We start from the raw sequence: 24,223 nt of genomic DNA on the forward strand, positions 1-24,223 counted from the left end.
CTCGAGCGCAGGGCGAGCCGGGCCTTTAAGGGCAAATCCGTCCCGCGCGGGTGCCGGACTTGAAGACCTTCGCACGCTTGGCGGCAGGCCCGGAAACCGGCTTCACATCCCGTTCGCACGGCATTGAACGGTCTGCCCGCGGCCTTTCACGGCCGGGCTTCGCTCAAGGCCGGAGCACGAATGCAACCGACTTCGCGGGCGGCGCCGTCAGTTCTTGCTGCGCGTGGCCGTCACAAGCTGATCGAGCAGGCGTTCCATCTCGCTTTCCAGATCGTCAGGGCGATCCTTGGCCGGCTCTTCCGGCGGCCGGATCTCCGGCGCCGCCTCGGACCGGTCTTCGGTCGGGGCAGGCGCTTGCTCTTGCGGTTCGGCCTGGCTGTGCTGTTCGGGCGGCTCTGCCGGGCCTGCAGGTCCGGCCTGCGTGTCTTGGCGTTGCGACGGCAGGGAGGAGACCGGTTCAAAGGGCGCGGGGCGACCGTCGTCCTGGCCGGCGGGGGGCGCGGGTTCGCTGGTCGTGAGCGGCGCCGGCGCCTGTGGTCCGGCCTCCGGCCGGCGCGGGTCCTGGCGTGGCGCATCCTCGTTGGCGTCGGCCGGTTCGGGCGCCGCGAACGTCCGCTCGGGCGGGGCGATGAGATCCTCCTCGTGCCGCCCCGCAATGTCGGACTGCATGGCGGCGATGTCGAATGCAGGCGTCTGCGACGCCGGTTCGGGCCGCTCCGGCTCGGGCCTGGTGCTCGTTGCGGACGGGGCGGGCGCTTTGGCGGACTCTACGGACGGAGGGGCCGCGCCTTGCTGTCGCGGCTCGGGCTCTGACAGTGCCGATGGCGGCGCAAGCGCGTCGGCCGATGCGTCGGGCATCCCCTGTCCCTCCACCTCCCGACCGGGCCGACGAGGAGCCGACGTCGCCGGCGGCTCGTCTGGCGGAAGCGCGTCGGGCGCCGGCCTTTCAGCCTGCGCGGAAGCGGCCGGCTTCCGGCTGGCGGCCTGTTCGGAGGGTCCGGGCATGGCGGCTGCCGCACCCGCACCGGCGGCGCCCACTGCGGCGAAGGTCGCGCCCGCCGACGAAGCCGGCGTGCCGGCGGCGGGTCCGGCGCCTTGCTCGGAGCCGGCCGCGTCTTGCCGTGCTGTCCCGCTCGCGGCGGCGGCCGGCGGCGTTGCCTTGTCGCCCGGTCCGCCGGCGGGCCGCGAGGTCGGCCGTTGCACGGCCGGTGCCGGCTGCCGGCGTTGGGCTTCGGCGTGCCTTTCGCCGCCGCCGGGCGCCGGTGCGGGATGCGCCGCGGGCTGGCCGGACTGGCGTGGTTGCGCGGCCGCCGGTTCGATGCCGGCCTCGACGATGACGTCATTGCTGCCGCCGATCAAAATCAGATGTTCGACATCGTCGCGACGCACAAGGACAAGCCGGCGGCGGTTGTCGATGGCGGTGGCGTCGAGCACCGCCAGCCGGTGGCGCCGCTGGCGACCACCGGACATGAACAAGCCGTCGCGCAGGCGTCTCACCCGGGCGAAGCCTATGATGACCAGCAGGATCACCACAAGAATGGCCAGCCCCCAGGCAGCCGGTGCGGTGGCGCTGTCGGTGAACAGTCCGGTCAGCCAGTTCATGGCGATTTCTCCGGCCGGGCCGCGGTCACGGGCGCGGCCGGCCCTTTTGACGGTGACGATACGGGGTGAACATAGCACGCTCCCAAACCATCCACACCGGCGGGTAACAAGCCCCCACAACACAAATTTTTCGGGGCCGGGGCTTTTCCGCTTTCATCGATTGTGATTCAACGATTGCGGGACGAAGGGCTGGGATGATGGGACGCGATTGATGGCCAAGGCAGCGCAGGGGGCGGGCCGCCGAGGCATTGCCGCAAGAGCCGGCACGGGCCCGTCCACCGCCGCGCGTCTGATGATCGTTGGCATCGTGTCGCTGGGCGTCGCCGCCTTCCTGTTCTTCTACCGCGACGGTATCGACGAGGGCTTTCTTCTGGCGCTGCTCGGCATTCTGGCCATGGTGGGCGTGTTCTACCTGTTTGCCTCGCTGATCGGGCTTGTCGAGTTCTCGGGCCAATGGCGCGATGCCGAGATCGTCAACGCGTTCGCCGAAAGCCTTGGCGATGGCGTATGCATCACCGACGAGAGCGACGCCGTCGTCTACACCAACCAGGCCTATCGCACGCTGATCGGAGCCACCGGCGATGTTGCCGTGCAGACGCCCGAAGCGGTGCTGTCGCGCCATGACGATGCGGCGAACGCGCTCTATCGGCTGGCCAACAGCGCCGCGCGCGGCGCCGAGGCCGAAGAGGAGTTCCGGCTGCTCAACGGGCTCGGCCCGCAGGCGAGCGCGCCCCGCTGGTATCGCGCGAGCGTGCATCCGGTGCCCACGCAGCGCGCCGACAAGCCGTTGAAGGCCTGGCGCATCGCCGACATCACCGGCGAACGCGAGGAGCAGGAAGAGTATTTCCTCGAACTGCAAAAGGCGATCGACCATCTCGACCGCGCACCGGTCGGGTTCTTCGCGGCCGACGGGGCCGGGCGCATCCAGTATGTCAATGCCACGCTCGCCGAATGGCTGGGCCTCGACCTGACCGATTTCGTGCCCGGCGAACGCAAGCTCGAGGATCTGGTTGCCGGCGAGGGCCTGTCGCTGCTCACCGGCATCAAGGCCGACCCCGGCACGGTGCGGAGCGCCATCGTCGATGTCGATCTGGCCAAGGTCAATGGCGAGCGGCTGCCGGTGCAACTGGTCCATCGCGTGCAGACCGCGCGCGACGGCTTGCTCGGTCCGACCCGCACCATCGTCATTCACCGCGGCGAGGGAGCCGAAAGCGCGCAGGATCTGCGCAGCGCCGAGGTTCGCTTCAACCGCTTCTTCAATTCGACGCCCATGGCCATCGCCGCGCTCGATGCCGAGGGGCGCATCCTGCGCACCAATGCGTCCTTTGCGGGCCTGTTCGCGCCGCTCGCCGACCACGACGCCATCGCCCGGCAGGTCAGGTTCGCCAGCATCATCCATGAAAACGACCGCGACCGGTTCGAAAAGGCCTTTGCCGCGGCCAAGGCCAATCGCGCCAAGATCGACCCCTTCGACACGGTGATCCATGGCGAGGGCGAGCAGCGACACGTGCGCATCTTCGTCAATGCGGTGACCAGTCCGGTGGAGGCGGCTGGCGGCGACGAGGCGGCGATCGTGCACGCCATGGACACAACCGAGCAGAAGGCGCTCGAGGCGCAGATGGCGCAGAGCCAGAAGATGCAGGCGGTCGGTCAGCTCGCCGGCGGCATCGCGCACGACTTCAACAATGTGCTGACCGCCATCATCATGGCCTCGGACCTGCTTCTGACCACGCATCGGCCGTCCGATCCGTCCTTTCCGGACATCATGAACATCAAGCAGAACGCCAATCGGGCCGCCTCCCTGGTGCGGCAGCTCCTGGCGTTCTCGCGCCGGCAGACGCTGCGGCCCGAAGTGCTGTCGCTCACCGACGTTCTGGCCGATCTGCGCATGCTGCTCAGCCGGCTGATCGGCAACGAGATCAAGCTGACCATCGAGCATGGCCGCGATCTGTGGCCGGTCAAGGCCGATCTGGGCCAGTTCGAGCAGGTGATCGTCAATCTGGCGGTCAATTCGCGCGATGCCATGCCCGATGGCGGCGAGTTGACCATCCGCACGCGCAATCTGGCGGCCGACGCGGTCGCCGAAAGCGGCGCGACGGGCATCGAGCCGGGCGACTACGTGTCGATCGAGGTGACCGACACGGGCGTGGGCATCGAGGCGGACGTGCTGGAGAAGATCTTCGAGCCGTTCTTCACCACCAAGGAGGTGGGCAAGGGCACCGGTCTGGGCCTTTCCATGGTCTACGGCATCGTCAAGCAGACGGGCGGGTCGATCCACGCGACCTCGGAAGTGGGCAGGGGGACGACGTTCACCATCCTGCTGCCGCGCCATGTCGCCGAGGCGACGCGGGCGCCGGTGCGCAAGGAGGCGGCCGAGGATGTCAGGACGCGCGACCTTTCGGGTTCCGCGACGGTTCTGCTGGTCGAGGACGAGGATGCGGTGCGCATGGGCGGCGTGCGTGCGCTGACGTCGCGCGGCTACACCGTTCTGGAGGCGGCCGACGGCCTGGAGGCGCTCGAGGTCCTCGAGCAAGCCGAGGCCGGGGTCGACATCGTCGTCTCGGACGTGGTGATGCCGGAGATGGACGGCCCATCGCTTTTGCGCGAGGTGCGCAAGACCCATCCCGACATCAAGTTCATCTTCGTGTCCGGCTATGCCGAGGATGCCTTCGCCAAGAACCTGCCCGAAGGCGCGCAGTTCGGCTTCCTGCCGAAGCCGTTCTCGCTCAAGCAACTGGCAACAAAAGTCAAGGAGACGCTGGAGGGCTCCGGCTGACCGCGACCGAGGGCAGCCCGAAGGGCGCGTCCGCCGATGTCAGTGGCGCGGGCCAGCGATGCGCGCCGGCTCGAGCCGGGCGGCGTGATGGCCCAGGCCGTTGATGGCGATGGCGCGTCGGGCGAGTTCGCGCGCTTCCGCGATCAGGCCGGCATTCTTGAGAAGCTTGGCCTGCTTGATCATCATGCGTGCCAGATCGAGCGCCTTGTTGGTACGGCGGTAGCGGCTGGTCATGGCGGTACTCCCTGTTCGCCTGTGGGCCGAAACGGGCATTGCCCTCTCCATCGAGGTGGGGCTGCCGGCGGCCGGCGAAAGGTTCGTGCCGGTGAACACTGCGTCACCGTTTCGGTGCACCTGCCGGCTTCAATGGGCCACGGCTATGCCGCCATGAGCGTCCTGACCCCGTCGGCGACGAACTGTACCGCGAGCGCGGACAGGATGACGCCGAGCAGGCGCGTGAGCACCGAGCGGCCGGTTTCACCCAACAGCCGATCGACGCGCTCGGCAAGGATGAAGACCGCCCAGGTGACGGTGAGGATCCCGGCGACGATGGCGATCAGCGCGAGCCGGGCGAGGGGGCCGGCGAAATCGCCTGAAAGCAGAACGACAGCGGAGATGGCGCCGGGGCCGGCGATCAGCGGAATGGCCAGCGGAAAGACGGCGACCGAGCGCAGCCGGTCATTGGTCACCGCGCGCGTGGCGGTGTTCTCGTGCCGCTCCTGGCGCTTTTCGAAGATCATCTCGAAGGCGATGGCGAACAGCAGCAGCCCGCCGGCGACGCGAAAGGCGGCCAGAGTGACGCCGAAAATGGCAAGGATGGCCGTGCCCAGAACGGCGAACAGCACCATGATGGCAAAAGCGATCGCAATGGCGCGCGTGCCGACCTCGCGCCGCTGACCCCGGTCCATGCCGACCGTGACCGCCAGGAAGAGCGGGGCAAGACCCACCGGGTCGATCGTCACGACCAGGGTGACGATCGCGTTGACGATCATGTCGGCGGTCATGTCGGCGGTCATGGCGATGCCCTCCGAATGGCGGCCTAACACCGGGCGGCGCGGGCGGCAATCGGGGCGTGCACGAGCGCTGCGGCGCAACGCCGATGCGGCCGGGTTCAGGCCGGCTCCGCCTGCCCGCCAAATCGCGCAAAACAGCGACGAAAACCGGTGCAAATGGTTTCAAATGCTTGGTTTTCGGGCTCTGGAACACTATGTTGAGGACACGCGATTCTGTAACAGGAAGCCATCCTCTTGAACGACGAGACCCCTCCCGGCGGCGGTGCTGGCGACGGCATCGAGCCGATTTCCATCCTCGAGGAGATGCAGCGCTCCTATCTCGATTACGCGATGAGCGTGATCGTCAGCCGGGCGCTGCCGGACGTGCGCGACGGGCTCAAGCCCGTGCACCGGCGCATTCTGTATGCGATGCATGAGAGCGGTTATCACTACAACCGCAAATATGTGAAGTCCTCGCGCATCGTCGGCGATGTCATGGGTAAGTACCACCCCCATGGCGATGCGGCCATCTACGACGCCATGGTGCGCATGGCGCAGGACTGGTCGATGCGGGTGCCGCTGGTCGACGGGCAGGGCAATTTCGGTTCCATCGACGGCGATCCGCCCGCGGCGATGCGCTACACCGAGTCGCGGCTCGACAAGGTCGCGCACGACCTGCTCGAGGACATCGACAAGCAGACCGTCGACTTTCAGGAGAACTACGATTCCTCGGACAGCGAACCGGTGGTGCTGCCGGCGCGGTTCCCCAACCTGCTGGTCAACGGCTCGGGCGGCATCGCCGTGGGCATGGCGACCAACATCCCCCCGCACAATCTGGGCGAGGTGATCGATGGCTGCATCGCGCTGATCGACAACCCCGCCATTTCGCTGATCGAGATGATGCAGTTCGTGCCTGGGCCGGACTTTCCGACCGGTGCCATTGTTCTGGGCCGCGGCGGCATCAAGTCGGCCTATGAGACCGGGCGCGGCTCCATCGTCATGCGCGGCAAGACCCATGTCGAGCAGCGCCCGGGCGACCGCGAGGCGATCGTCGTCACCGAGGTGCCCTACCAGGTCAACAAGGCGGCGATGATCGAGAAGATGGCCGACCTGGTGCGCGAGAAGCGCATCGAGGGCATCTCCGATATTCGCGACGAAAGCGACCGTCAGGGCTATCGCGTGGTCATCGAGCTCAAGCGCGACGCCAATGCCGACGTGATCCTGAACCAGCTCTATCGCTTCACGCCGCTGCAGACCTCGTTCGGCGCCAACATGGTCGCGCTCAATGGCGGCAAGCCCGAGCAGATGACGCTGCTCGACCTGCTGCGCGCCTTCGTCGCCTTCCGCGAGGTGGTGGTCAGCCGGCGCACCAAGTTCCTGCTCAGAAAGGCGCGCGAACGGGCCCATGTGCTGGTCGGGCTTGCCATCGCGGTCGCCAATATCGACGAGGTGATCGCGCTGATCCGCGCCGCGCCGGACCCGGCCACCGCGCGCGCCCAGCTCATGGAGCGGCGCTGGCCGGCCAGGGACGTCGCCCCGCTGGTCGCGCTGATCGACGATCCGCGCCACCGGCTCAACGAGGACGGCACCTACAACCTGTCCGAGGAGCAGGCCCGCGCCATCCTCGATCTGCGCCTGCAGCGGCTGACCGCACTCGGCCGCGACGAGATCGCCGACGAGCTCAATGAAATCGGCGACCAGATCAAGGACTATCTGGAGATCCTGGGCTCGCGCCGGCGCATCCTCGACATCGTCAAGCAGGAGCTTTCGGCGGTCAAGGAGGAGTTCGGCACGCCGCGCCGCACCGAGCTTGCTGAGGGCGGGCCGGACATGGAGGACGAGGACCTCATTGCCCGCGAGGACATGGTCGTCACCTTCTCCCACCAGGGCTACATCAAGCGCGTGCCGCTCGACACCTACCGGGCGCAGCGCCGCGGTGGCAAGGGCCGCGCCGGCATGGCGACCAAGGAGGAGGACTTCGTCACCCGCCTGTTCGTCGCCTCCACGCACACGCCGATCCTGTTCTTTTCCTCGCGCGGCATCGTCTACAAGGAAAAGGTCTGGCGCCTGCCCGTCGGCACCCCGCAATCGCGCGGCAAGTTCCTGCGCAACATGCTGCCGCTTCAGGCCGACGAGCGCATCACCACGATCATGCCGCTGCCCGAGGACGAGGACAGCTGGGCCGATCTCAACGTGATGTTCGCAACCACTTCGGGCTCGGTGCGCCGCAACAAGCTGTCCGATTTCGTCCAGGTCAATCGCGGCGGCAAGATCGCCATGAAGTTCGAGGACGGTTCGACCGACTCGATCCTGGGCGTGGCCACCTGCTCGGAAGACGACGACGTGCTGCTGACCACGGCGCGTGGCCAGTGCATCCGCTTTCCGGTCACCGATATCCGCGTCTTTGCCGGCCGCTCCTCGACCGGGGTGCGCGGCATCGCGCTGGGCGAGGGCGATCACGTGATCTCGATGACGATCCTGAGCCATACCGAAGCCGCGCCCGAGGAGCGCAACGCCTATCTGCGCCGGGCGGCGGCCGAGCGCCGTGCGGCCGGCCTGCCGGACGACGAGGCCGGCACGTCCGGCGCCGAGGAGGGGGCCGACCTCGATGTCTCGCTGGACGAGGAGCGCTTCACCGCGCTCGCCGCGCGCGAGCAGTTCGTGCTGACCGTCTCCGAACGCGGCTATGGCAAGCGCTCGTCCTCCTACGACTTCCGGGTCTCGGGCCGCGGCGGCAAGGGCATCCGGGCGACCGATACCGCCAAGCGCGGCGAGATCGGCGATCTGGTGGCGGCGTTTCCGGTCAGCCATGGCGACCAGATCATGCTGGTCTCCAACACCGGCCAGGTGATCCGCGTACCGGTCGACGGCATCCGCTTCGCCGGCCGCGCGACAAAGGGCGTGACGATCTTCGCAACCCGGCAGGGCGAAAAGGTGGTCTCGGTCGAGCGCATCCCCGAGGCCGAGAACGGCAATGGCGAGGCGCCGGACGGCGAAGGCGCCGATACGGCGCAGGGCGGCGGCACGGACGCTTGACGCGCCGACCCGGCGGGCCGACAAGGGCCGGGTTCAACGGAGTGCACGTCATGGTCGACCCGGCCACCCTTCTTGCCTATGTCCTCGCCTGCATCGTCATCGTCATCGTGCCCGGTCCGTCGGTCACGGTGATCATCGCCAATTCGCTGCGTTCGGGCACGCGTGCCGGGCTTGCCAATGTCGCGGGCACGCAGGCGGGCCTCGTGACCATGATCGCCATTCTGGCGATCGGGCTGGAAACCGTCGTCGCGCTGATGGGCGAGCTCTTCGTCTGGGTCAAGTTCGTTGGCGCGGCCTATCTGATCTGGCTGGGGATCCGCATGTGGCGTTCGGACGGCTCGCTGGCGGCGCCCGATGCCGAATCGCGGCGCCTGCGCTCGCTGCACGGCTATTTCTGGCAGGGCTTCCTGGTCATCTGGTCAAACCCAAAGGCACTGGTGTTCTTTGGCGCGTTCATCCCGCAATTCATCGTGCCGACGGGCAACGCGGCGCTGCAGACGGTCTTGCTTGGCCTTGTGTTCATGGCGATCGCGACCGTGCTGGACAGCGGTTATGCGCTGGCCGCCGGCAAGACGGGCAGCCTGCTCAACCGCCGCAACGTGCGCATTCTCGAACGGGTATCGGGGACACTCCTGATCGGCGGCGGGATGTGGCTGGCGCTGACCAAGCGCGCGCAGTGACCGTCACGGCTCGCGCAGCACGATCGCCTCGGCCTCGCCGCCGCTTTCGAGCACGCCGGCATGGGGCGGACGGACGATGAGCGCGCCCGCCTGCGCGTAGAGCCGCAACAGCGAGGAATCCTGATTGTCGAAGGCGGTGGCGATCAACGTGCCGTCGCCGCCGCGTTCCAGCGTTGCGCGCATATAGTGCTCGCGCGGCCCGTTTGCGGGCAGCGCCGCGCCAAGGCGCACAGTCGTCCGCCGCTGGCTGGCGGGCCGGCCGGCGAGGCGCTCGATCAGCGGCACGGCGAACAGATGCGCGCACACCAGGCTCGAAACCGGGTTGCCCGGCAGGCCGAGCACGCGCATGGCGCCGAGCCGGCCGAACATCATCGGCTTGCCCGGCCGCATCGCGATCTTGTAGAAATCGAGGGCCATGCCGCGCGCGCCGAACACCGGGCGGACGAGATCGTGATCGCCGACCGAAGCGCCGCCGAGCGTGATCAGCACGTCGCATTCGGCCGCCAGCGCGGCATCGAGCCGTTCCTCGAGCGCGGCGGCGTTGTCGCGGGCAATGCCCAGATCGATCGGCTCGGCGCCGGCGCCGGCAAGGATGGCGGCGACGCCATAGCCGTTCGAGGCGACGATCTGGCCGGTCGCGGGCTCGGTGCCGGGCGCAACGAGTTCGTCGCCCGTCGCCAGCACGCCGACCCTGGGCCGGCCGATGACAGGCAACCGGGCATGGTTGCCGGCGGCGGCAAGGCTCAGATGGCCAGCATCGAGCAAGGTGCCTGAAACGACCAGCACATCGCCCTTGGCGAAATCGAGACCGGCGGGCCGGATGTATGCGCCCGGTCCGGGCGTGGCCCTTGCCGTCACGGTGCCGTCTTCGGCCGGCGCGGCATCCTCCTGAATGAGGATCGTATCGGCGCCTTCGGGCACCGGCGCGCCGGTGAAGATGCGCACGGCCTGGCCGCGTTCGAGTTTGCCGTCAAAGACCGCACCGGCGGCGACCGCGCCGATCACGGCGAGCCTTGCCGGCGGTTCGGCGAGGTCGGCGGCACGCACCGCATAGCCGTCCATGGCCGAGACGGAAAAGGGCGGCTGGGTGCGCCGGGCGACGATGTCGCTCGCGAGCACGCGGCCGGCGGCGTGGCCGAGCGGCACGGACTGGACACCGAGCGGAGCCGCATCGGCGAGCAGCCGCGCCAGGGCTTGCGCGACCGGAAGCATGCCCGTCACGGACCGGGCCGGCGGAAATCGCCGGACTTGCCGCCGCTTTTGGAGACCAGATGCAGATCGGCGATGCGCATGGTCCGTTCGAGCGCCTTGGCCATGTCGTAGATCGTCAGGCAGGCGATGCTGGCGGCCGTCAGCGCCTCCATCTCGACGCCGGTCTTGCCGGTGACGCGGACGGTTGCGGTGACGCGCAGCGCACCGTCCGCGTCGGGCGCGATGTCGACGGTGACCTTCGAGACGGGCAGGGGATGGCACAGCGGGATCAGGTCGGCGGTCTTCTTGGCGGCCATGATGCCGGCGATGCGCGCCGTGCCGATGACATCGCCCTTGGCCGCATCGCCCGCAAGAATGGCATCGAGCGTTGCCGGCGCCATCAGGACGCGCCCCTCGGCGACGGCCTCGCGCACGGTGTCGGCCTTGTCCGAGACATCGACCATGCTGGCCGCGCCGGTCGCGTCCAGATGGGTGAGCGCGTCGCCGCCCGTCACGCCTCGGCCCCTTCGCGCGCAAGAAGCGCGCGGGTCGCCGCGGTCACGTCGGCCTGGCGCATCAGGCTTTCGCCGACCAGGAAGGTGGTGATGCCGGCGCGGGCCAGGCGGGCGCAATCGGCCGGCGCGAAAATGCCGCTCTCGCCGACCAGATGGCGATCGGCCGGGACCATGGCGGCGAGGCGCTCGCTGACCGCCAGATCGGTGACGAAGGTGCGCAGGTTCCGGTTGTTGACGCCGATCAGCGTCGAGCGAAGCGCCAGGGCGCGCTCCATCTCGGCCTCGTCATGAACCTCGATCAGCGCATCCATGCCCAGCTCCATCGCCGCTTGTTCGAGCGCGCGCGCGGTGGCGTCGTCGACGCTTGCCAGGATGATCAGGATGGCATCGGCGCCCCAGGCGCGGGCCTCGAAGACCTGATAGGGATCGAACAGGAAATCCTTGCGCAAGGCGGGTAGGGCGGTCGCCGCGCGCGCGGCGTTCAGATAGGCCGGCGCGCCCTGGAAGGAGGGCGTGTCGGTCAGCACCGACAGGCAAGCGGCGCCGCCGGCCTGATAGGCGCGGGCCAGCGCCGGCGGGTCGAAGTCGGCGCGGATCAGGCCCTTGGAGGGGCTTGCCTTCTTGATCTCGGCGACCAGCCCGTACTCGCCGGCCTTGCGGCGGGCGTCGAGCGCTGCGGCAAAGCCGCGCGGCGGATCGGCATCGGCAATGGCGGCCCTGAGCTCGGCCAGCGGCGTGGCCGCCTTGGCGGCGGCGATCTCCTCGCGCTTGTAAGCCTCGATCCTCGCCAGAATGTCGCTCATGGGTCGTCCCTGCCATTGGAGATGGCGACCACCCGCTCGAGCACGGTCGCGGCCCGGCCCTGATCGATGGCTTCGCACGCCTTGGCGATGCCCTCGCGCAAATCGCCGGCAAGGCCGGCGACGACGAGGCCGGCCCCCGCATTCAGGCAGGCAATGTCCCGATAGGCGTTGCGTTCGCCCGAAAGGACGGCGCGCAGCGCGGCGGCGTTTTCGGCCGGCGTGCCGCCCTTGAGCGCTTCGGGCGCAACCCGCGTCAGGCCGACCTCTTCGGGCGTCAGGGTGAAGCTGCGCACCTGACCGTGGCGGAGTTCGGCGACCATGGTCTGGCCCGCGGTGGTGATCTCGTCGAGCCCCTCGCCATGGACGACCCAGACATGGGTCGAGCCCAGCGCCTTGAGCACATGGGCGAGCGGCTCGACCCATTCGGGCGCGAAGACCCCGACGAGCTGACGGTCAACGCCGGCCGGGTTGGACAGCGGACCGAGCAGGTTGAAGATGGTGCGCGTTCCGAGTTCGACCCGGCTCGGACCGACATGGCGCATGGCGGCGTGGTGCATGGGCGCGAACATGAAGCCCAGCCGCGCGCCGGCGATGCAGGCGCCGATGATGGCCGGGCTCGCCTCGATGTTCACGCCCAGCTCGGCCAGCGCGTCGGCGGCGCCCGAGCGCGAGGACAGCGAGCGGTTGCCGTGCTTGGCGACATGGGCACCGGCGCCCGCGGCGACGATCGCGGCGAGCGTGGACACGTTGTAGCTGCCCGAGTTGTCGCCGCCCGTACCGACGATGTCGATGGCGCCCCGGGGCGCCCGGACCGGCGTCATCTTGGCGCGCATGGTGGCGACCGCGCCGGCGATCTCCTCGACGGTCTCGCCGCGCACGCGCAGCGCCATCAGAAAGCCGCCGATCTGGCTGGGCGTGGCCTCGCCCGACATCATGATGTCGAAGGCCTGGCGCGATTCGGCCTCGCTGAGAGGCTCGCCCGAGGCCGCCTTGGCGAGCAGCGCGCGCAGATCGGTGGGGTCGGCGGCCATCTCAGTTACCCGGCGACAGGGCGCGCTCGAGCGCGCTGCGGTTGAGCGTGACCGGAAACTCCTGCTGGAGCCGATTGACCATCTGGTTGAGCAGGTCGTCGGCGAGGCTGCCGCTGACCGCCTGGGGGAGGCGGTCGTCGAGTTGGTCGGCCCCGCCCACCGGATCGGAAATCTGCTCGATGCGGAAGACGATGCGGCGGCTGTCGGATGCGCCCGGCGCGACGCCGACCTCGCCGGGGCCGGCGGTGAAGATCTCGGCCAGGGCCGCATCGCCGATATCGGCGTCGGTGCCGGTTCGGCTCAGCCCGAACTTGGAATCGGCGCGATAGCCGTCCGCCTCGGCGATCGCGGCGGGGTCCGCGCCATCGCGCAGCCGGTCGGCGACCGAGCCGGCCTGTTCATCGAGCGCCGCCTGGGTCCGGTCGGCGCGCCAGTCCTCGATCACGCGCGCGCGCACCTCCTCGAGCGTGCGGGCGCGGTCGGGCTCGATGTCGGTGACCTCGTACCACAAGAAGCCCTCGCGGCCGGCATTGAGCGGGCGCGATTCCTGGCCGATCTCGGTCTCGAACGCCGCCTCGAGCAGGGCCCGGCGCTCGGGCAGGTCGGTGACGGCTGCGCCCTGTTCGTCCTGGCCCTGGCGGTCGATCGCATCGACGGTCTGCACGTTGAGGCGCACGCGCTCGGCCGCCTCGGCCATGGTGGCGCCGGCGGCGCGGGCATCCTCGTAGTCGTCATGGATGTCGAGCAGGATGTCGCGGGCCTCAAGCAGGGCGAGTTCGCTGCGGATCTCGGCACTGACCTCCTCGAACGGTCGCGTCTGGCCGGGAATGATCTCCGAAACCCGCACCAGCACCGGGCCGAAGGGGCCCTCGACGACGTCCGACACCGCGCCGGGCCGGTCGAGCGCGAAGGCGGCGTCGCCGACCGCGCCGGGCGCGTCATCCTCGGTGAAGGTGCCAAGCGTGATGTCGGCGACGCTGCGACCCATCTCCGCGGCGATGGTCTCGAAATCCGCGCCCGCATCGATGCGCTCGCGCACCGCCTCGGCCTGCTGTCGGTCCGAAAAGACGAGCTGCTGGATGGTGCGCTGCTCGGCGACCGCATAGCGCGCCTGGTTGTCCTGGTATTCGGCGCGCACGGTCGCGTCACTCACCGTGGCGGGATCGGCGATCGTCTCGGGCGTGAGCAGCACATACCGGATCGAGCGATATTCGGGTGCGCGGTAGCGCTCGGCATTGTCCTCGAAATAGGCCTGCAGTTCCTGATCGGTGGGCTCGCCCACGGGATCGATGGCGCCGGCCCCGATCTCGACGAAGGCGATGTCGCGGGTCTGGCCCTGATAGCGGTGCAGCGCATCAAGGAAGGTCTCGGGCACGGTGATGCCGTCGGAGACCGCCTCGACCACCTGCTGGCGGATCGCGGCCTTCTCCCGGTCGACGATGTAATCGGCCTCGCTCATGCCGACCTGGTTGAGCACGAAGCGGAACTGGCTGCGGTCGAAGCGCCCGTCCAGCCCCTGAAATGCCGGATCTTCGGCGATCAGGCCGGCGAGCCGGTCCTCGGACAGGCCAAGGCCCATCACCCGGGCCTGCTCGTCGAGCACGACCGAGCCGACCATGCGCGCCTGAACCGCATTGTCGACGCCCAACAGCCGCGCCTGCTCGCGGGTCAGGCGCGTTCCCAGACGCTGCGATTCCAGCGCCAGCTGGCGGTCATAGGCGAGCCGGTATTGCTGGACGGTGACGGCGGTGTCGCCGCTTTCCAGCACCACGTCGCCGCCGGCCCGGCCCAGGATCTGGTCGGAAATCCCCCAGACCGCGAAGGACAGGATGAGCAGTATCAGCAAAAGCTTGGCGACCCAGGTGCGGGCGCCCTGGCGCAGCGTATCGAGCATGGCGGGCCAATCGGGTTGTCTGGTTTCGCCCCGTTATTATGAACGCTTGGTCCGTTATGCAAGAAGCGGCGGCACGGGGCTTTTTTCCGAGGCCCGAAACGGCTAGGCCGTGGGCAGTGCACAAGGAGGACATCGATGGCCGACGCTAGACGCAAGCTGGTCGCCGGCAACTGGAAGATGAACGGCACCGGCGCCGACCTGCCCGAACTCAAGCGCATCGCCGACGGTGCGGCGGGCACGCGCGGCAATTCGCCCTATGACGTGGTGATCTGCCTGCCGGCGACGCTGATCGATCGGGCCGTGCGGATCGCGGTCGGATCGCCGCTGGGCATTGGCGGGCAGGACTGCCACGGCGCCGCCTCGGGCGCCCATACCGGCGACATCTCGGCCGGCATGCTGACCGATGCCGGCGCGAGCCACGTCATCGTCGGCCATTCCGAGCGCCGCACCGATCACGGCGAGAGCGATGTCGACGTGCACGCCAAGGCGGTCGCGGCGATCGAGGCGGGCCTGATCGCGATCATCTGCGTGGGCGAAACGCGCCAGGAGCGCGAGGCGGGCCGGGCGTTCGACGTCGTCGACGCGCAACTGGCCGGCTCGGTGCCCAGGCAGGCCACGGCCGAGAACACGGTCATCGCCTATGAGCCGGTCTGGGCCATCGGCACGGGGCTGACGCCCTCGCTGCACGATATCGAGGAGATGCACGCCCATATTCGCGGCCAGCTGGCCGGCGCGCTTGAATGGGAAGCCGACAACATGCGGATCGTGTATGGCGGATCGGTGAAGCCGGACAATGCGGGCGAAATCTTCCCGCTCGCCGACGTCGACGGCGCGCTGGTCGGTGGAGCGAGCTTGAAATCGGCCGACTTCCTTGCCATCTGCGCGGCGTGCGAGGGGCGGTGAACGGGCCGGCCCGCGCCTCTTGGCAGGCCGGGCCAAGCCATGTAAGGACGCCCGTCAGTCAGCGCCCCAGCACCTGAGACCCGTTCGTTTGTGACATGAAGCGCCCCGCACGGCGCGATGAAAGCCGAGCCCGATGGAAACCATTTTGATCGTCATCCACCTTCTGATCGTGATCGCGCTGGTGGCGGTGGTGCTGCTGCAGCGTTCCGAAGGCGGCGGTCTGGGCATTGGCGGCGGCGGCAATGTGATGAGCGCGCGCGGGGCGGCCAACACGCTCACGCGCACCACGGCGATCCTGGCGGCGGCGTTCTTCGTCACTTCGGTGGCGCTGGGGCTTCTGGGCCGCTACGGGCAGGACCCGACCGACGTGCTCGACCGGATCCCCTCGATCGGCGAGACCCAGCCCGGTGCGGACGTGCCGACGGGCGATGGCGTGCTCGACCTTCTGGGCGGCGAGGAGAGCGCTCCGTCGGGCGGCGTTCCCACCGAAAACGAGGTTCCGGCAACCGGCGTGCCGACCGATGACGGCCCGTCGGGCGGCGTTCCCAACAACTGATCGGCGGGACCCTGGCCGCGCCTGCCCGTCCGAGCGGCCATATCGCAGCCGGACCGCAACCATCCACACGGCGATCCATGCATGGCGATCTTTTCCTTTGCGGAATCGCCGCTCGCCGTCTAAGCGTGAGGCCCCATGGCACGGTACGTCTTCATCACCGGTGGCGTGGTCTCATCGCTCGGAAAAGGCATCGCTTCTGCGGCCCTCGGCGCGCTGTTGCAGGCGCGCGGCTATTCGGTCCGGCTGAAGAAGCTCGACCCCTATCTGAACGTCGATCCGGGCACGATGAGCCCGTACCAGCACGGTGAGGTGTTCGTCACCGATGACGGGGCCGAGACCGATCTGGACCTTGGCCATTACGAGCGCTTCACTGGCCGGTCGGCCAACAAATACGACAACATCACCACCGGGCGCATCTACCAGAACATCATCACCAAGGAGCGGCGCGGCGACTATCTGGGCGCGACCGTGCAGGTGATCCCGCACGTCACCGACGAGATCAAGCAGTTCGTCCTTGACGGCAATGACGGCTACGATTTCGTGCTGTGCGAAATCGGCGGCACGGCCGGCGACATCGAGGCGATGCCCTTCATGGAGGCGATCCGGCAGCTCGGCAACGATCTGCCGCGCGGCAACGCGGTCTATGTCCACCTGACGCTGATGCCCTTCGTGTCGGCGGCGGGCGAACTGAAGACCAAGCCGACCCAGCACTCGGTCAAGGAACTGCGCTCGATCGGCATCGCGCCCGACATCTTGCTGGTGCGCGCCGACCGGCCGATCCCCGAGGCCGAGCGGCGCAAGCTCTCGCTGTTCTGCAATGTGCGCGAAAGCGCCGTCATCCAGGCGCTCGATGTCGGCAACATCTACGATGTGCCCAAGGCCTATCACGAGGAGGGACTGGACGCCGAAGTGCTTGCCGCCTTCGGCATTGAGCCGGCGCCCAAGCCGCGCATGTCGGTCTGGAACGATGTGTGCGAGCGCATCCACAATCCCGAGGGCGAGGTGACGATCGCCGTCGTCGGCAAGTATACCGGCCTGAAGGACGCCTACAAATCGCTGATCGAGGCGCTGCATCACGGCGGCATCGCCAACAAGGTCAAGGTCAGGCTCGAATGGATCGAGTCGGAGATCTTCGACAGCGAGGATCCGTCGCCCCACCTTGAAAAGGTGCACGGCATCCTGGTGCCCGGTGGGTTCGGCGAGCGCGGCGCCGAGGGCAAGATCAAGGCGGCGACCTTCGCGCGCGAGCGCAAGGTGCCTTATTTCGGCATCTGCTACGGCATGCAGATGGCGGTGCTCGATGCGGCGCGCAACCTTGCCGGCATCGACGACGCGGTGTCCTCGGAATTCGAAAAGCCCGGCACGAACGTTGTCGGGATCATGACCGAATGGCTGAAGGGCAACATGCTCGAAAGGCGCACGGCCGAGGGCGATTTGGGCGGTACGATGCGCCTTGGCGCCTATCGCGCCGTACTGGGCGAGGGGACGAAGATCGCCGGCATCTATGGCGACACGCAGATCTCCGAGCGCCACAGGCACCGCTACGAGGTCAACATCGAATACAAGGACGCGCTCGAGGAGGCCGGCCTGACGGTGTCCGGCCTGTCGCCGGACGGCGTGCTGCCCGAGACGATCGAATATGCCGACCATCCCTGGTTCATCGGCGTGCAGTATCACCCCGAACTGAAGTCGCGCCCGTTCGACCCGCATCCGCTGTTCGCCAGCTTCATCGAGGCGGCTGTCACGCAGAGCCGGCTGGTGTGATCTCACTCGGGGGCGGTCGCATCTTGCCCTGGCCGCATTTGTCGTGTATGCAGCGCGTATCGACCCAATTTTGGCCTGGCGATCTTTGGCCTCGCGTTATCCACGCTGCTGACGTCATCTCTTCCAAAATACGATTCGATCGGAAAGCGGCCCGGCTTGGCCGCACGTCACATGCGTTTGAAAAGGATACGCGCCATGGCAACAGGTACAGTCAAGTGGTTCAACACCACCAAGGGTTTCGGCTTCATCGAGCCCGAAACGGGCGGCAAGGATGTGTTCGTTCACATCTCGGCAGTGCAGCGCTCGGGCATGCATGGCCTCGATGAAGGCCAGAAAGTCAATTACGAAGTCGTCGAGGACTCGCGCACCGGCAAGAGCTCGGCCGAACACCTTTCGGCCGCCTGAGCGGTTCGCGCCGTCCCGGCCCACCCGGCCGATGGCAGCCCGGTCATTGGCCGGCTCGCCCGACACCAGGACCCCGCCATCGCCGGCGGGGTTTTTTTTGACCGTCATCGACGGCCTGCCGTGGCCGGGCCGGTCGTGCCGGCATGATTGTCAGGCCGCGTCCTTCCACTTGATCGAGCACCCCATGGAGGCGACCTGCTCGCGCGGCCCCTTGCCGGTCTCGGCGATCTGTTTCATGGCCTCGAAAAGGTCGCGGCGGGCATCGACCGCGCCGGCGGTCTTGTGCGCCGAATCGAGCCGGCCGCGATATTGCAGTTCGAGATCGGCGTTGAAGCCGAAGAAGTCGGGCGTGCAGGCCGCGTTCCAGCTGCGCGCCAGCGTCTGGTCCTCGTCGTAAAGGTAGGGAAAGGTGAAGCCATGCGCCTGGGCGAAGGCCTTCATGTTGTCGAAGGAATCCTCGGGATGGCTCCGGGCGTCGTTGGACGAGACCGCCACGAAACCGATGCCGAGCGCCTTGAGCTCGGCGGCTTCGCGCACGATCCGGTCGATGACCGCCTTCACATAGGGGCAATGATTGCAGATGAACACGACGACCAGGCCGTTGGGCCCGGCCTGATCGAGCACCGAGCGGGTCTGTCCGTCCACGCCCACAAGGCGGGCGTCGACGGGCTTCCAGCCGAATTCGCACACGGGTGGTATGGCAGCCATTGTCAGTCTCCTGCGAGCTGAGGTGATCGTCGGGCGCGGGCACGCGCTCCCGGCCTTGCGGCACATGCTGGCACGAGACGGCCGCGCGAACCAGCCCCACCGGCCGCCTGAACGGCATCGAAGCAATGCCGCGGCACGGGCCTTGCGCATCGGCGGGACGGGGCGGAACGGTGGTGAGCGCGCAGGGGCTCGAACCCTGGACCTACTGATTAAAAGTCAGTTGCTCTACCAGCTGAGCTACGCGCTCCCGACAAGGGAAGCCGCGCCGGTGTGTGCCAGGCGCGGGCAGGCGGTGCATACGCAAATGCCCCGCGCCGGTCAACCGCGATTGTCGCGCGGCGCGGCCCGGGCCGGGCGGCCGCGCCGAGCAGGCGGGCGGAGCGGGCACCGAACCAGTTGCGCCCGCCCCGCTCCGTCCGGCCCGGTCAATCGGTCGCGCTTGCGGGCATGTGATTGGCGTGTGACGGCCCGAGCGATTATGTCATAGGCGGTGCGTCGGTCCGGTCCCGCATGGCTGCGGGCGGTGGGCGCGGATCGGCGGCAGGCAAGGGCGCGCGCGGCGCGCCGGCAGAGCGAAGGCGGAGGCCATGGCGATCGATGTATCCTTTGCGGCGGCCCTCGGGGCGGGGGCGATCTCCTTTCTGAGCCCGTGCGTGCTGCCATTGGTGCCGCCTTATCTGTGCTACATGGCCGGCGTGTCGATGGACGATTTTCGCGACGGCGAGCTCGCGCCGGACGCATCGGGCGCGGCGACCGCGCGCGCGGCGGCCGTCCGCCTGCCGCTGATCACCGCGGCGCTTGCCTTCATCGCCGGCTTTACCACCGTCTTCGTGGCGCTCGGGGCGGGCGCGTCGACGATCGGCGGCGTCCTGCGCGCCTGGCAGACCGAACTCGCCATGGTCGCGGGCGTCATCATCATCGTCATGGGGCTCAACTTCCTGGGCGTGTTCCGCATCGGGCTGCTCGCGCGCGAAGCGCGCTTTCAGACCCAGGGCGTCCCGGCCAATCCGGCCGCCGCCTATCTGATGGGGCTGGCCTTCGCCTTCGGCTGGACGCCGTGCATCGGCCCGGTGCTCGGGCCGATCCTGACGCTGGCCGGCGCGCAGGACAGTGTCGGCCATGGCGCGGCGCTGCTGGCGGTCTATTCGGCCGGGCTGGGCATTCCGTTCATGATCGCGGCGATGTTCTCGAGCGCCTTCATGCGCTTTCTGACGCGCTTCCGGACGCATCTGGGCACGGTGGAAAAGGCGATCGGCGTGCTGCTCGTGCTTGCGGGCGTGCTGTTCCTGACCGGCGGCATGCAGGCCATGGCATTCTGGTTGCTCGAGCGTTTTCCGGCACTTGGCCAGTTGGGCTGAAACGACGAATCAACCGCGCCGCCGGCAAACGCACACCGCGTATGGAAACGGCACGGTTTTGCCGCTAAGCGGGGCGCATCGACCGGCCCCGCAAGCGGAGGATGCCCATGGCCCGTTCCTGTCTGACCATCGTCCTGGCCGCCGGGGCGGGCACGCGCATGAAGTCGGACCGGCCCAAGGTGCTGCACGAGGTTGCCGGGCTGCCCATGGTCGCCCATGTCACCGCCGCCGCGCGCGCGGCGGGCGCCGACCGGCTGGCGGTCGTCGTCGGCCATGGCGCCGATGCGGTGCGCGCGGGCCTTGGCGCGCTCGAGGGCGAGGCGCGGTTCTTCGAGCAGGCCCCGCAACTGGGGACGGCCCATGCGGTGCAGGCGGCGCGCGCGGCGATCGACGAGGGCGCCGATGACGTTGTGGTGCTGTTCGGCGACACGCCGCTGATCGAGGCCGAAACGCTTGCGGCGGCGCGGGCGCGGCTGGCCGAGGGCGCCGATCTGGTCGTCGTCGGTTTTCGGCCCGCCGATCCGCATGGCTATGGCCGGCTGATCGAACGGGACGGCGAGCTCGTGGCCATCCGCGAGCATCGCGACGCGAGCGCGGCCGAACGCGCGGTCGGCCTGTGCAATGGCGGGCTGATGGCGTTCGCCGGCCGCCAGATGGGCGCGCTCCTCGATGCGATCGGCAACGACAACGCAAAGGGCGAATACTACATGACCGATGCGGTCGCCATCGCCCATGGGCGCGGGCTCGATGTGCGCGCCATCGAGGCGCCGGTCGAACAGGTGCTCGGCGTCAACACGCCGGTCGAACTGGCCGATGCCGAAGCGATCTGGCAGGCGCGGCGACGGCGGGCGCTGATGCTGTCGGGCGTGGCGATGACCGCGCCCGAAACGGTGTTCCTGAACCACGACACGCAGATTGCACCGGGCGCGCGCATCGAGCCGAATGTCGTCTTCGGCCCGGGCGCGAGGGTGCAGGCGGGCGCCACCATCCGCGCCTTCAGCCACATCGAGGGCGCCCATGTGGGGCCGGGCGCGGTCGTCGGGCCCTATGCGCGGCTGCGGCCGGGTGCGGTGCTCGGCGCCGATGCGCGCGTGGGCAATTTCGTCGAGGTCAAGAATGCGGCGATCGAGACCGGCGCCAAGGTCAATCACCTCAGCTATATCGGCGATGCGTCCGTCGGCGAGAAGGCCAATATCGGCGCGGGCACGATCACCTGCAATTATGACGGCTACAACAAGCATCGCACCGAGATCGGCGCGGGCGCCTTCATCGGCTCCAATTCCTCGCTGGTCGCCCCGGTGGAGATCGGCGCCAATGCCTATGTCGCCTCGGGCAGCGTGATCACCCGGCCCGTGCCAGACGATTCGGTCGGCTTCGGCCGGGCGCGGCAGGAGAACAAGCAAGGGTTCGCCTCGGTGCTGCGCCAGCGCTTTTCGGGGCTCAGGGACCGGCTGCGCGCGGACAGCGATTAGGGTCTGTTGACGCCTTCGGACCGGACCTGTTCAGCCGGCCGACAAGAGCTGCACGGCGGTGTCGCGCTCGAACAGGTAGAGCAGCGGCCGCAGGGCCTTGCCGCGTGGCTGGCCGAGTTCGGGGTCGGCGTCGAGCACCATCCGCGCATCGACGCGCGCGGTCGCCAGCAGGTCGCCATGCGCCTCCAGCCGGGCGAGCCGGAAGCCGGGCATGCCCGATTGCCGCGTGCCGAGGATCTCGCCCTCGCCGCGCAGGCGCAGATCCTCCTCGGCGATCACGAAGCCGTCCTCTGTCTGGCGCATGACGTTGAGCCGCGCGCGGGCGGTCTCGCCGAGCGGTTCCTTGTAGAGCAGGATGCAGGTCGAGGCCCGCTCGCCGCGCCCGACGCGGCCGCGCAGCTGATGCAGCTGGGAAAGGCCGAAACGCTCGGCATGCTCGATGACGATGATCGTCGCATCGGGCACGTCGACGCCGACCTCGATCACGGTCGTGGCGACCAGAATGCGTGTGCGCCCCGATTTGAAGGCGTCCATGGCCGCGTCCTTGTCGGCGCCGCGCATGCGGCCATGGACGAGCCCGACCTGGCTGCCGAATCGGGCGGCGAGCGCGCGATGGCGGTCCTGCGCGGAGGTGACCGGCAGGTCCTCGCTGTCTTCGACCAGCGGGCAGATCCAGTAGGCCTTGTGGCCGCGCGCCAGCGCGGTGGCGATGCGCTGGAGCAGCGTGTCGAGCCGGGTGAAGGGCAGGGCGATGGTCGTCACCGGCTTGCGGCCGGCGGGCTTCTCGTCGAGCCGGGAGACATCCATGTCGCCATAGGCGGTGAGCACCAGCGTGCGCGGGATCGGCGTTGCGGTCATCACCAGCATGTCGACGGCCTGGCCCTTGCGCGCCAGCATCAGCCGTTGGTGCACGCCGAAGCGGTGCTGCTCGTCGATGATCGCAAGGCCGAGATCGGCAAAGCCGACGCTTTCCTGAAACACCGCGTGGGTGCCGATCACGATGTCGGTGTCGCCGGAGGCGAGCGCGCCCAGGATCTGGGCGCGGCGGGCGCCCTTTTCGCGGCCGGTGAGCAGCGCCACGCGCAGGCCGGCGCGTTCGGCGAGCGGGGCGATGGTGGCATGGTGCTGGCGGGCGAGCACCTCGGTGGGCGCCATGAGCGCGCCTTGCGTGCCCGCCTCGACGGCGCGGGCCAGCGCCATCAGCGCGACGATGGTCTTGCCCGAGCCGACATCGCCCTGCAGCAGGCGCAGCATGCGCGCGCTCACGCTCATGTCGGCGGCGATCTCGTCGAAGGCGCGCTGCTGGGCACCGGTCAGTTCGTGGCCGAATGCCTGGCGGACGGCGCCGACCAGATGGCCGTCGCCGATGAGCGGTCGGCCCTTCTTGACCTTCATCCGGCGCCGCACGACCGCCAGCGCGAGCTGGCCGGCGAGCAGTTCGTCATAGGCGAGCCGGCGTCTGGCGGGCGATTGCAGCGCGATGTCCGCGGCCGTTTCGGGGTTGTGCAGGCGGCGCAGCGCCTCGGCAAAGCCCGGCCACTCGCCCTTGAGAATGACCGTGGGGTCGAGCCAGTCGTCGAGCCTTGGCAGGCGGTCGAGCGCCTGCAGGATCGCCTTGCGCAGCACCTTTGGCGAAAGCCCGGCCGTGAGCGGGTAGACAGGCTCGATCAGCGGCAGGTCGGCGGCATTTCCGGCAAGCACCATATGGTCGGGATGGACCATCGAGGCGCGGCCGTTGAACCACTCCACCTTGCCCGAAACGATGACATCGGCGCCCACGGGCAGGGCGCGTTCGAGCCAGCTTCGCCGGGCGTGAAAGAAGGTCAGCGCGATCTCGCCGGATGCGTCGTGGGCGAAGACACGCGCCGGCGTGTTCGACTTGCCGGACGGGGCTGGCTGGAAGCGGTCGACATGCAGGTCGAGCGTGACGATGGTGCCCGGCGTCGCGCCCATGATGGTCGGCCGGTGGCTGCGGTCGATCACCGAATGGGGCAGGTGGAACAACAGCGCGCCGATATGGGGCACGTCGCGCTCGCCGCCATAGGCCGTCACCTGGCCGATCAGCGCGGCAAGCTTGGAGCCCACGCCGTCGAGCGAGGTGACCGGCGCAAACAGCGGATCGAGGACCGAAGGGCGCATGCACCGGTTATGTTGGGGCGGCGTTCCAAGATCAAGGCTGACAGCGCGGCGTGCCGACGCTATATGCGGCGCGGTGTGCCGCCGGGCACTACAATTTCATGCAGCGTCCGCCCATATTGAGATGACCGCACCATCAAGTCTCGACCACCGCCGCCGCCGCGCGCGCTTCCGCGCCTGGCATCGCGGCATGAAGGAGATGGACCTGATCCTTGGCGGCTATGCCGATGCGCATGTGGCGGCGATGGATGCGCAAGCCCTGGCCGAGTTCGAGGCGCTGATGGAGATCCTCGACCGCGATCTGGTCAAATGGTTCACCGGAGAGAGCCCGGTCCCGGCCGCCCATGACACCGCCCTGTTCCGCGCCATATGCGCGCACCACCGGATCGAACTGACCTGAC

Annotated in this window: 20 protein-coding genes and 1 tRNA gene; 10 read left to right on the plus strand and 11 right to left on the minus strand. The window is 68.7% G+C overall.

Translation table 11 applies throughout. The features are described 5' to 3' along the window. Positions 1-207: 207 nt before the first annotated feature. Entirely contained in the window at positions 208-1,602 is a 1,395-nt protein-coding gene (locus RBB34_RS11495; RefSeq protein ID WP_306119367.1) for a flagellar biosynthetic protein FliO, read from the minus strand. A gap of 211 nt (positions 1,603-1,813) precedes the next feature. Here RBB34_RS11495 and RBB34_RS11500 point away from each other — a divergent pair, with 211 nt between their 5' ends. Next, positions 1,814-4,378, plus strand: coding sequence for an ATP-binding protein (locus tag RBB34_RS11500; protein WP_306119368.1), 2,565 nt, complete (start codon positions 1,814-1,816; stop codon positions 4,376-4,378). Positions 4,379-4,417: 39 nt separating this feature from the next. On the opposite strand, the gene RBB34_RS11505 is transcribed toward RBB34_RS11500, so the two are convergent. Together RBB34_RS11505 and RBB34_RS11510 are read right to left on the minus strand one after the other, a co-directional pair. After that, positions 4,418-4,612, minus strand: a complete 195-nt coding sequence (locus RBB34_RS11505) for a hypothetical protein (RefSeq protein WP_306119369.1) — start codon at positions 4,610-4,612, stop codon at positions 4,418-4,420. A 143-nt stretch (positions 4,613-4,755) separates the two neighbouring features. Beyond that, positions 4,756-5,394 (minus strand): MarC family protein, encoded by a 639-nt coding sequence (locus RBB34_RS11510; protein ID WP_306119370.1) that lies wholly within the window; start codon positions 5,392-5,394, stop codon positions 4,756-4,758. A 231-nt stretch (positions 5,395-5,625) separates the two neighbouring features. Here RBB34_RS11510 and gyrA point away from each other — a divergent pair, with 231 nt between their 5' ends. After that, positions 5,626-8,406, plus strand: coding sequence for a DNA gyrase subunit A (gene gyrA, locus RBB34_RS11515; protein ID WP_306119371.1), 2,781 nt, complete (start codon positions 5,626-5,628; stop codon positions 8,404-8,406). A 50-nt stretch (positions 8,407-8,456) separates the two neighbouring features. Beyond that, positions 8,457-9,086 carry a LysE family translocator gene (locus tag RBB34_RS11520; protein ID WP_306119372.1) on the plus strand — a complete coding sequence of 210 codons (630 nt, stop codon included), beginning with the start codon at positions 8,457-8,459 and terminating at the stop codon, positions 9,084-9,086. Between the two features lie 3 nt (positions 9,087-9,089). On the opposite strand, the gene glp is transcribed toward RBB34_RS11520, so the two are convergent. The 5 genes from glp to RBB34_RS11545 are packed head-to-tail and all read right to left on the minus strand — an operon-like array spanning position 9,090 to position 14,520. Continuing rightward, the gene (gene glp, locus RBB34_RS11525; RefSeq protein ID WP_306119391.1) at positions 9,090-10,298 is read right to left on the minus strand and encodes a gephyrin-like molybdotransferase Glp; all 1,209 of its coding nucleotides are present in this window, start codon (positions 10,296-10,298) and stop codon (positions 9,090-9,092) included. Positions 10,299-10,303: 5 nt separating this feature from the next. Further along, the gene (moaC, locus tag RBB34_RS11530) at positions 10,304-10,792 is read right to left on the minus strand and encodes a cyclic pyranopterin monophosphate synthase MoaC (RefSeq protein ID WP_306119373.1); all 489 of its coding nucleotides are present in this window, start codon (positions 10,790-10,792) and stop codon (positions 10,304-10,306) included. After that, the gene (gene trpC, locus RBB34_RS11535) at positions 10,789-11,595 is read right to left on the minus strand and encodes an indole-3-glycerol phosphate synthase TrpC (protein WP_306119374.1); all 807 of its coding nucleotides are present in this window, start codon (positions 11,593-11,595) and stop codon (positions 10,789-10,791) included. Before trpC ends, moaC begins: the two co-directional genes overlap by 4 nt. After that, positions 11,592-12,626: an anthranilate phosphoribosyltransferase gene (trpD, locus tag RBB34_RS11540; RefSeq protein WP_306119375.1), complete on the minus strand. Its 1,035-nt coding sequence runs from the start codon at positions 12,624-12,626 to the stop codon at positions 11,592-11,594. The genes trpC and trpD overlap by 4 nt, the downstream gene beginning before the upstream one ends. A 1-nt stretch (position 12,627) precedes the next feature. Next, complete coding sequence (locus tag RBB34_RS11545; protein ID WP_306119376.1) at positions 12,628-14,520, minus strand: peptidyl-prolyl cis-trans isomerase; 1,893 nt, start codon at positions 14,518-14,520, stop codon at positions 12,628-12,630. Positions 14,521-14,655: 135 nt separating this feature from the next. Here RBB34_RS11545 and tpiA point away from each other — a divergent pair, with 135 nt between their 5' ends. From tpiA to RBB34_RS11565, 4 genes are all read left to right on the plus strand, one after another. Further along, positions 14,656-15,423, plus strand: a complete 768-nt coding sequence (tpiA, locus tag RBB34_RS11550) for a triose-phosphate isomerase (protein WP_306119377.1) — start codon at positions 14,656-14,658, stop codon at positions 15,421-15,423. Between the two features lie 133 nt (positions 15,424-15,556). Next, on the plus strand, positions 15,557-15,979 hold the full coding sequence (secG, locus tag RBB34_RS11555) for a preprotein translocase subunit SecG (RefSeq protein ID WP_306119378.1): 423 nt from the start codon (positions 15,557-15,559) through the stop codon (positions 15,977-15,979). 135 nt (positions 15,980-16,114) lie between these two features. Next, positions 16,115-17,743: a CTP synthase gene (locus tag RBB34_RS11560; RefSeq protein WP_306119379.1), complete on the plus strand. Its 1,629-nt coding sequence runs from the start codon at positions 16,115-16,117 to the stop codon at positions 17,741-17,743. Positions 17,744-17,938: 195 nt separating this feature from the next. Then, the gene (locus RBB34_RS11565; RefSeq protein WP_306119380.1) at positions 17,939-18,148 is read left to right on the plus strand and encodes a cold-shock protein; all 210 of its coding nucleotides are present in this window, start codon (positions 17,939-17,941) and stop codon (positions 18,146-18,148) included. A 150-nt stretch (positions 18,149-18,298) separates the two neighbouring features. Here RBB34_RS11565 and RBB34_RS11570 read toward each other — a convergent pair whose 3' ends face one another. Further along, positions 18,299-18,856, minus strand: coding sequence for a thioredoxin family protein (locus RBB34_RS11570; protein WP_306119381.1), 558 nt, complete (start codon positions 18,854-18,856; stop codon positions 18,299-18,301). A 171-nt stretch (positions 18,857-19,027) separates the two neighbouring features. Next, positions 19,028-19,103: transfer RNA gene (locus RBB34_RS11575), tRNA-Lys, on the minus strand. A 340-nt stretch (positions 19,104-19,443) separates the two neighbouring features. On the opposite strand from RBB34_RS11575, the gene RBB34_RS11580 reads away from it, so the two are divergent. Continuing rightward, the gene (locus RBB34_RS11580; RefSeq protein ID WP_306119382.1) at positions 19,444-20,214 is read left to right on the plus strand and encodes a cytochrome c biogenesis protein CcdA; all 771 of its coding nucleotides are present in this window, start codon (positions 19,444-19,446) and stop codon (positions 20,212-20,214) included. Positions 20,215-20,321: 107 nt separating this feature from the next. Continuing rightward, on the plus strand, positions 20,322-21,686 hold the full coding sequence (gene glmU / locus RBB34_RS11585) for a bifunctional UDP-N-acetylglucosamine diphosphorylase/glucosamine-1-phosphate N-acetyltransferase GlmU (protein ID WP_306119383.1): 1,365 nt from the start codon (positions 20,322-20,324) through the stop codon (positions 21,684-21,686). Between the two features lie 30 nt (positions 21,687-21,716). Here the strand turns inward: glmU and recG are convergent, their stop codons facing one another. Continuing rightward, positions 21,717-23,825: an ATP-dependent DNA helicase RecG gene (gene recG / locus RBB34_RS11590; RefSeq protein ID WP_306119384.1), complete on the minus strand. Its 2,109-nt coding sequence runs from the start codon at positions 23,823-23,825 to the stop codon at positions 21,717-21,719. 121 nt (positions 23,826-23,946) lie between these two features. Between recG and RBB34_RS11595 the strand changes: the two genes are divergently transcribed. Continuing rightward, a complete protein-coding gene (locus RBB34_RS11595) occupies positions 23,947-24,222 on the plus strand; it encodes a succinate dehydrogenase assembly factor 2 (RefSeq protein ID WP_306119385.1) in 276 nt (91 codons plus the stop codon). Position 24,223 lies beyond the last annotated feature (1 nt).

This window comes from Roseitalea sp. MMSF_3546, from assembly GCF_030732865.1.
Taxonomy (GTDB): Bacteria; Pseudomonadota; Alphaproteobacteria; order Rhizobiales; family Rhizobiaceae; genus Roseitalea.

Bases quoted from the DNA above. Each gene is read 5' to 3' on its own strand.
- RBB34_RS11495 (WP_306119367.1), bottom strand. From the start codon at position 1,602: ATGAACTGGCTGACCGGACTGTTCACCGACAGCGCCACCGCACCGGCT.
- RBB34_RS11500 (WP_306119368.1), top strand. From the start codon at position 1,814: ATGGCCAAGGCAGCGCAGGGGGCGGGCCGCCGAGGCATTGCCGCAAGA.
- RBB34_RS11505 (WP_306119369.1), bottom strand. From the start codon at position 4,612: ATGACCAGCCGCTACCGCCGTACCAACAAGGCGCTCGATCTGGCACGC.
- RBB34_RS11510 (WP_306119370.1), bottom strand. From the start codon at position 5,394: ATGACCGCCGACATGACCGCCGACATGATCGTCAACGCGATCGTCACC.
- RBB34_RS11520 (WP_306119372.1), top strand. From the start codon at position 8,457: ATGGTCGACCCGGCCACCCTTCTTGCCTATGTCCTCGCCTGCATCGTC.
- glp (WP_306119391.1), bottom strand. From the start codon at position 10,298: ATGCTTCCGGTCGCGCAAGCCCTGGCGCGGCTGCTCGCCGATGCGGCT.
- trpC (WP_306119374.1), bottom strand. From the start codon at position 11,595: ATGAGCGACATTCTGGCGAGGATCGAGGCTTACAAGCGCGAGGAGATC.
- trpD (WP_306119375.1), bottom strand. From the start codon at position 12,626: ATGGCCGCCGACCCCACCGATCTGCGCGCGCTGCTCGCCAAGGCGGCC.
- RBB34_RS11545 (WP_306119376.1), bottom strand. From the start codon at position 14,520: ATGCTCGATACGCTGCGCCAGGGCGCCCGCACCTGGGTCGCCAAGCTT.
- tpiA (WP_306119377.1), top strand. From the start codon at position 14,656: ATGGCCGACGCTAGACGCAAGCTGGTCGCCGGCAACTGGAAGATGAAC.
- secG (WP_306119378.1), top strand. From the start codon at position 15,557: ATGGAAACCATTTTGATCGTCATCCACCTTCTGATCGTGATCGCGCTG.
- RBB34_RS11560 (WP_306119379.1), top strand. From the start codon at position 16,115: ATGGCACGGTACGTCTTCATCACCGGTGGCGTGGTCTCATCGCTCGGA.
- RBB34_RS11565 (WP_306119380.1), top strand. From the start codon at position 17,939: ATGGCAACAGGTACAGTCAAGTGGTTCAACACCACCAAGGGTTTCGGC.
- RBB34_RS11570 (WP_306119381.1), bottom strand. From the start codon at position 18,856: ATGGCTGCCATACCACCCGTGTGCGAATTCGGCTGGAAGCCCGTCGAC.
- RBB34_RS11580 (WP_306119382.1), top strand. From the start codon at position 19,444: ATGGCGATCGATGTATCCTTTGCGGCGGCCCTCGGGGCGGGGGCGATC.
- glmU (WP_306119383.1), top strand. From the start codon at position 20,322: ATGGCCCGTTCCTGTCTGACCATCGTCCTGGCCGCCGGGGCGGGCACG.
- recG (WP_306119384.1), bottom strand. From the start codon at position 23,825: ATGCGCCCTTCGGTCCTCGATCCGCTGTTTGCGCCGGTCACCTCGCTC.
- RBB34_RS11595 (WP_306119385.1), top strand. From the start codon at position 23,947: ATGACCGCACCATCAAGTCTCGACCACCGCCGCCGCCGCGCGCGCTTC.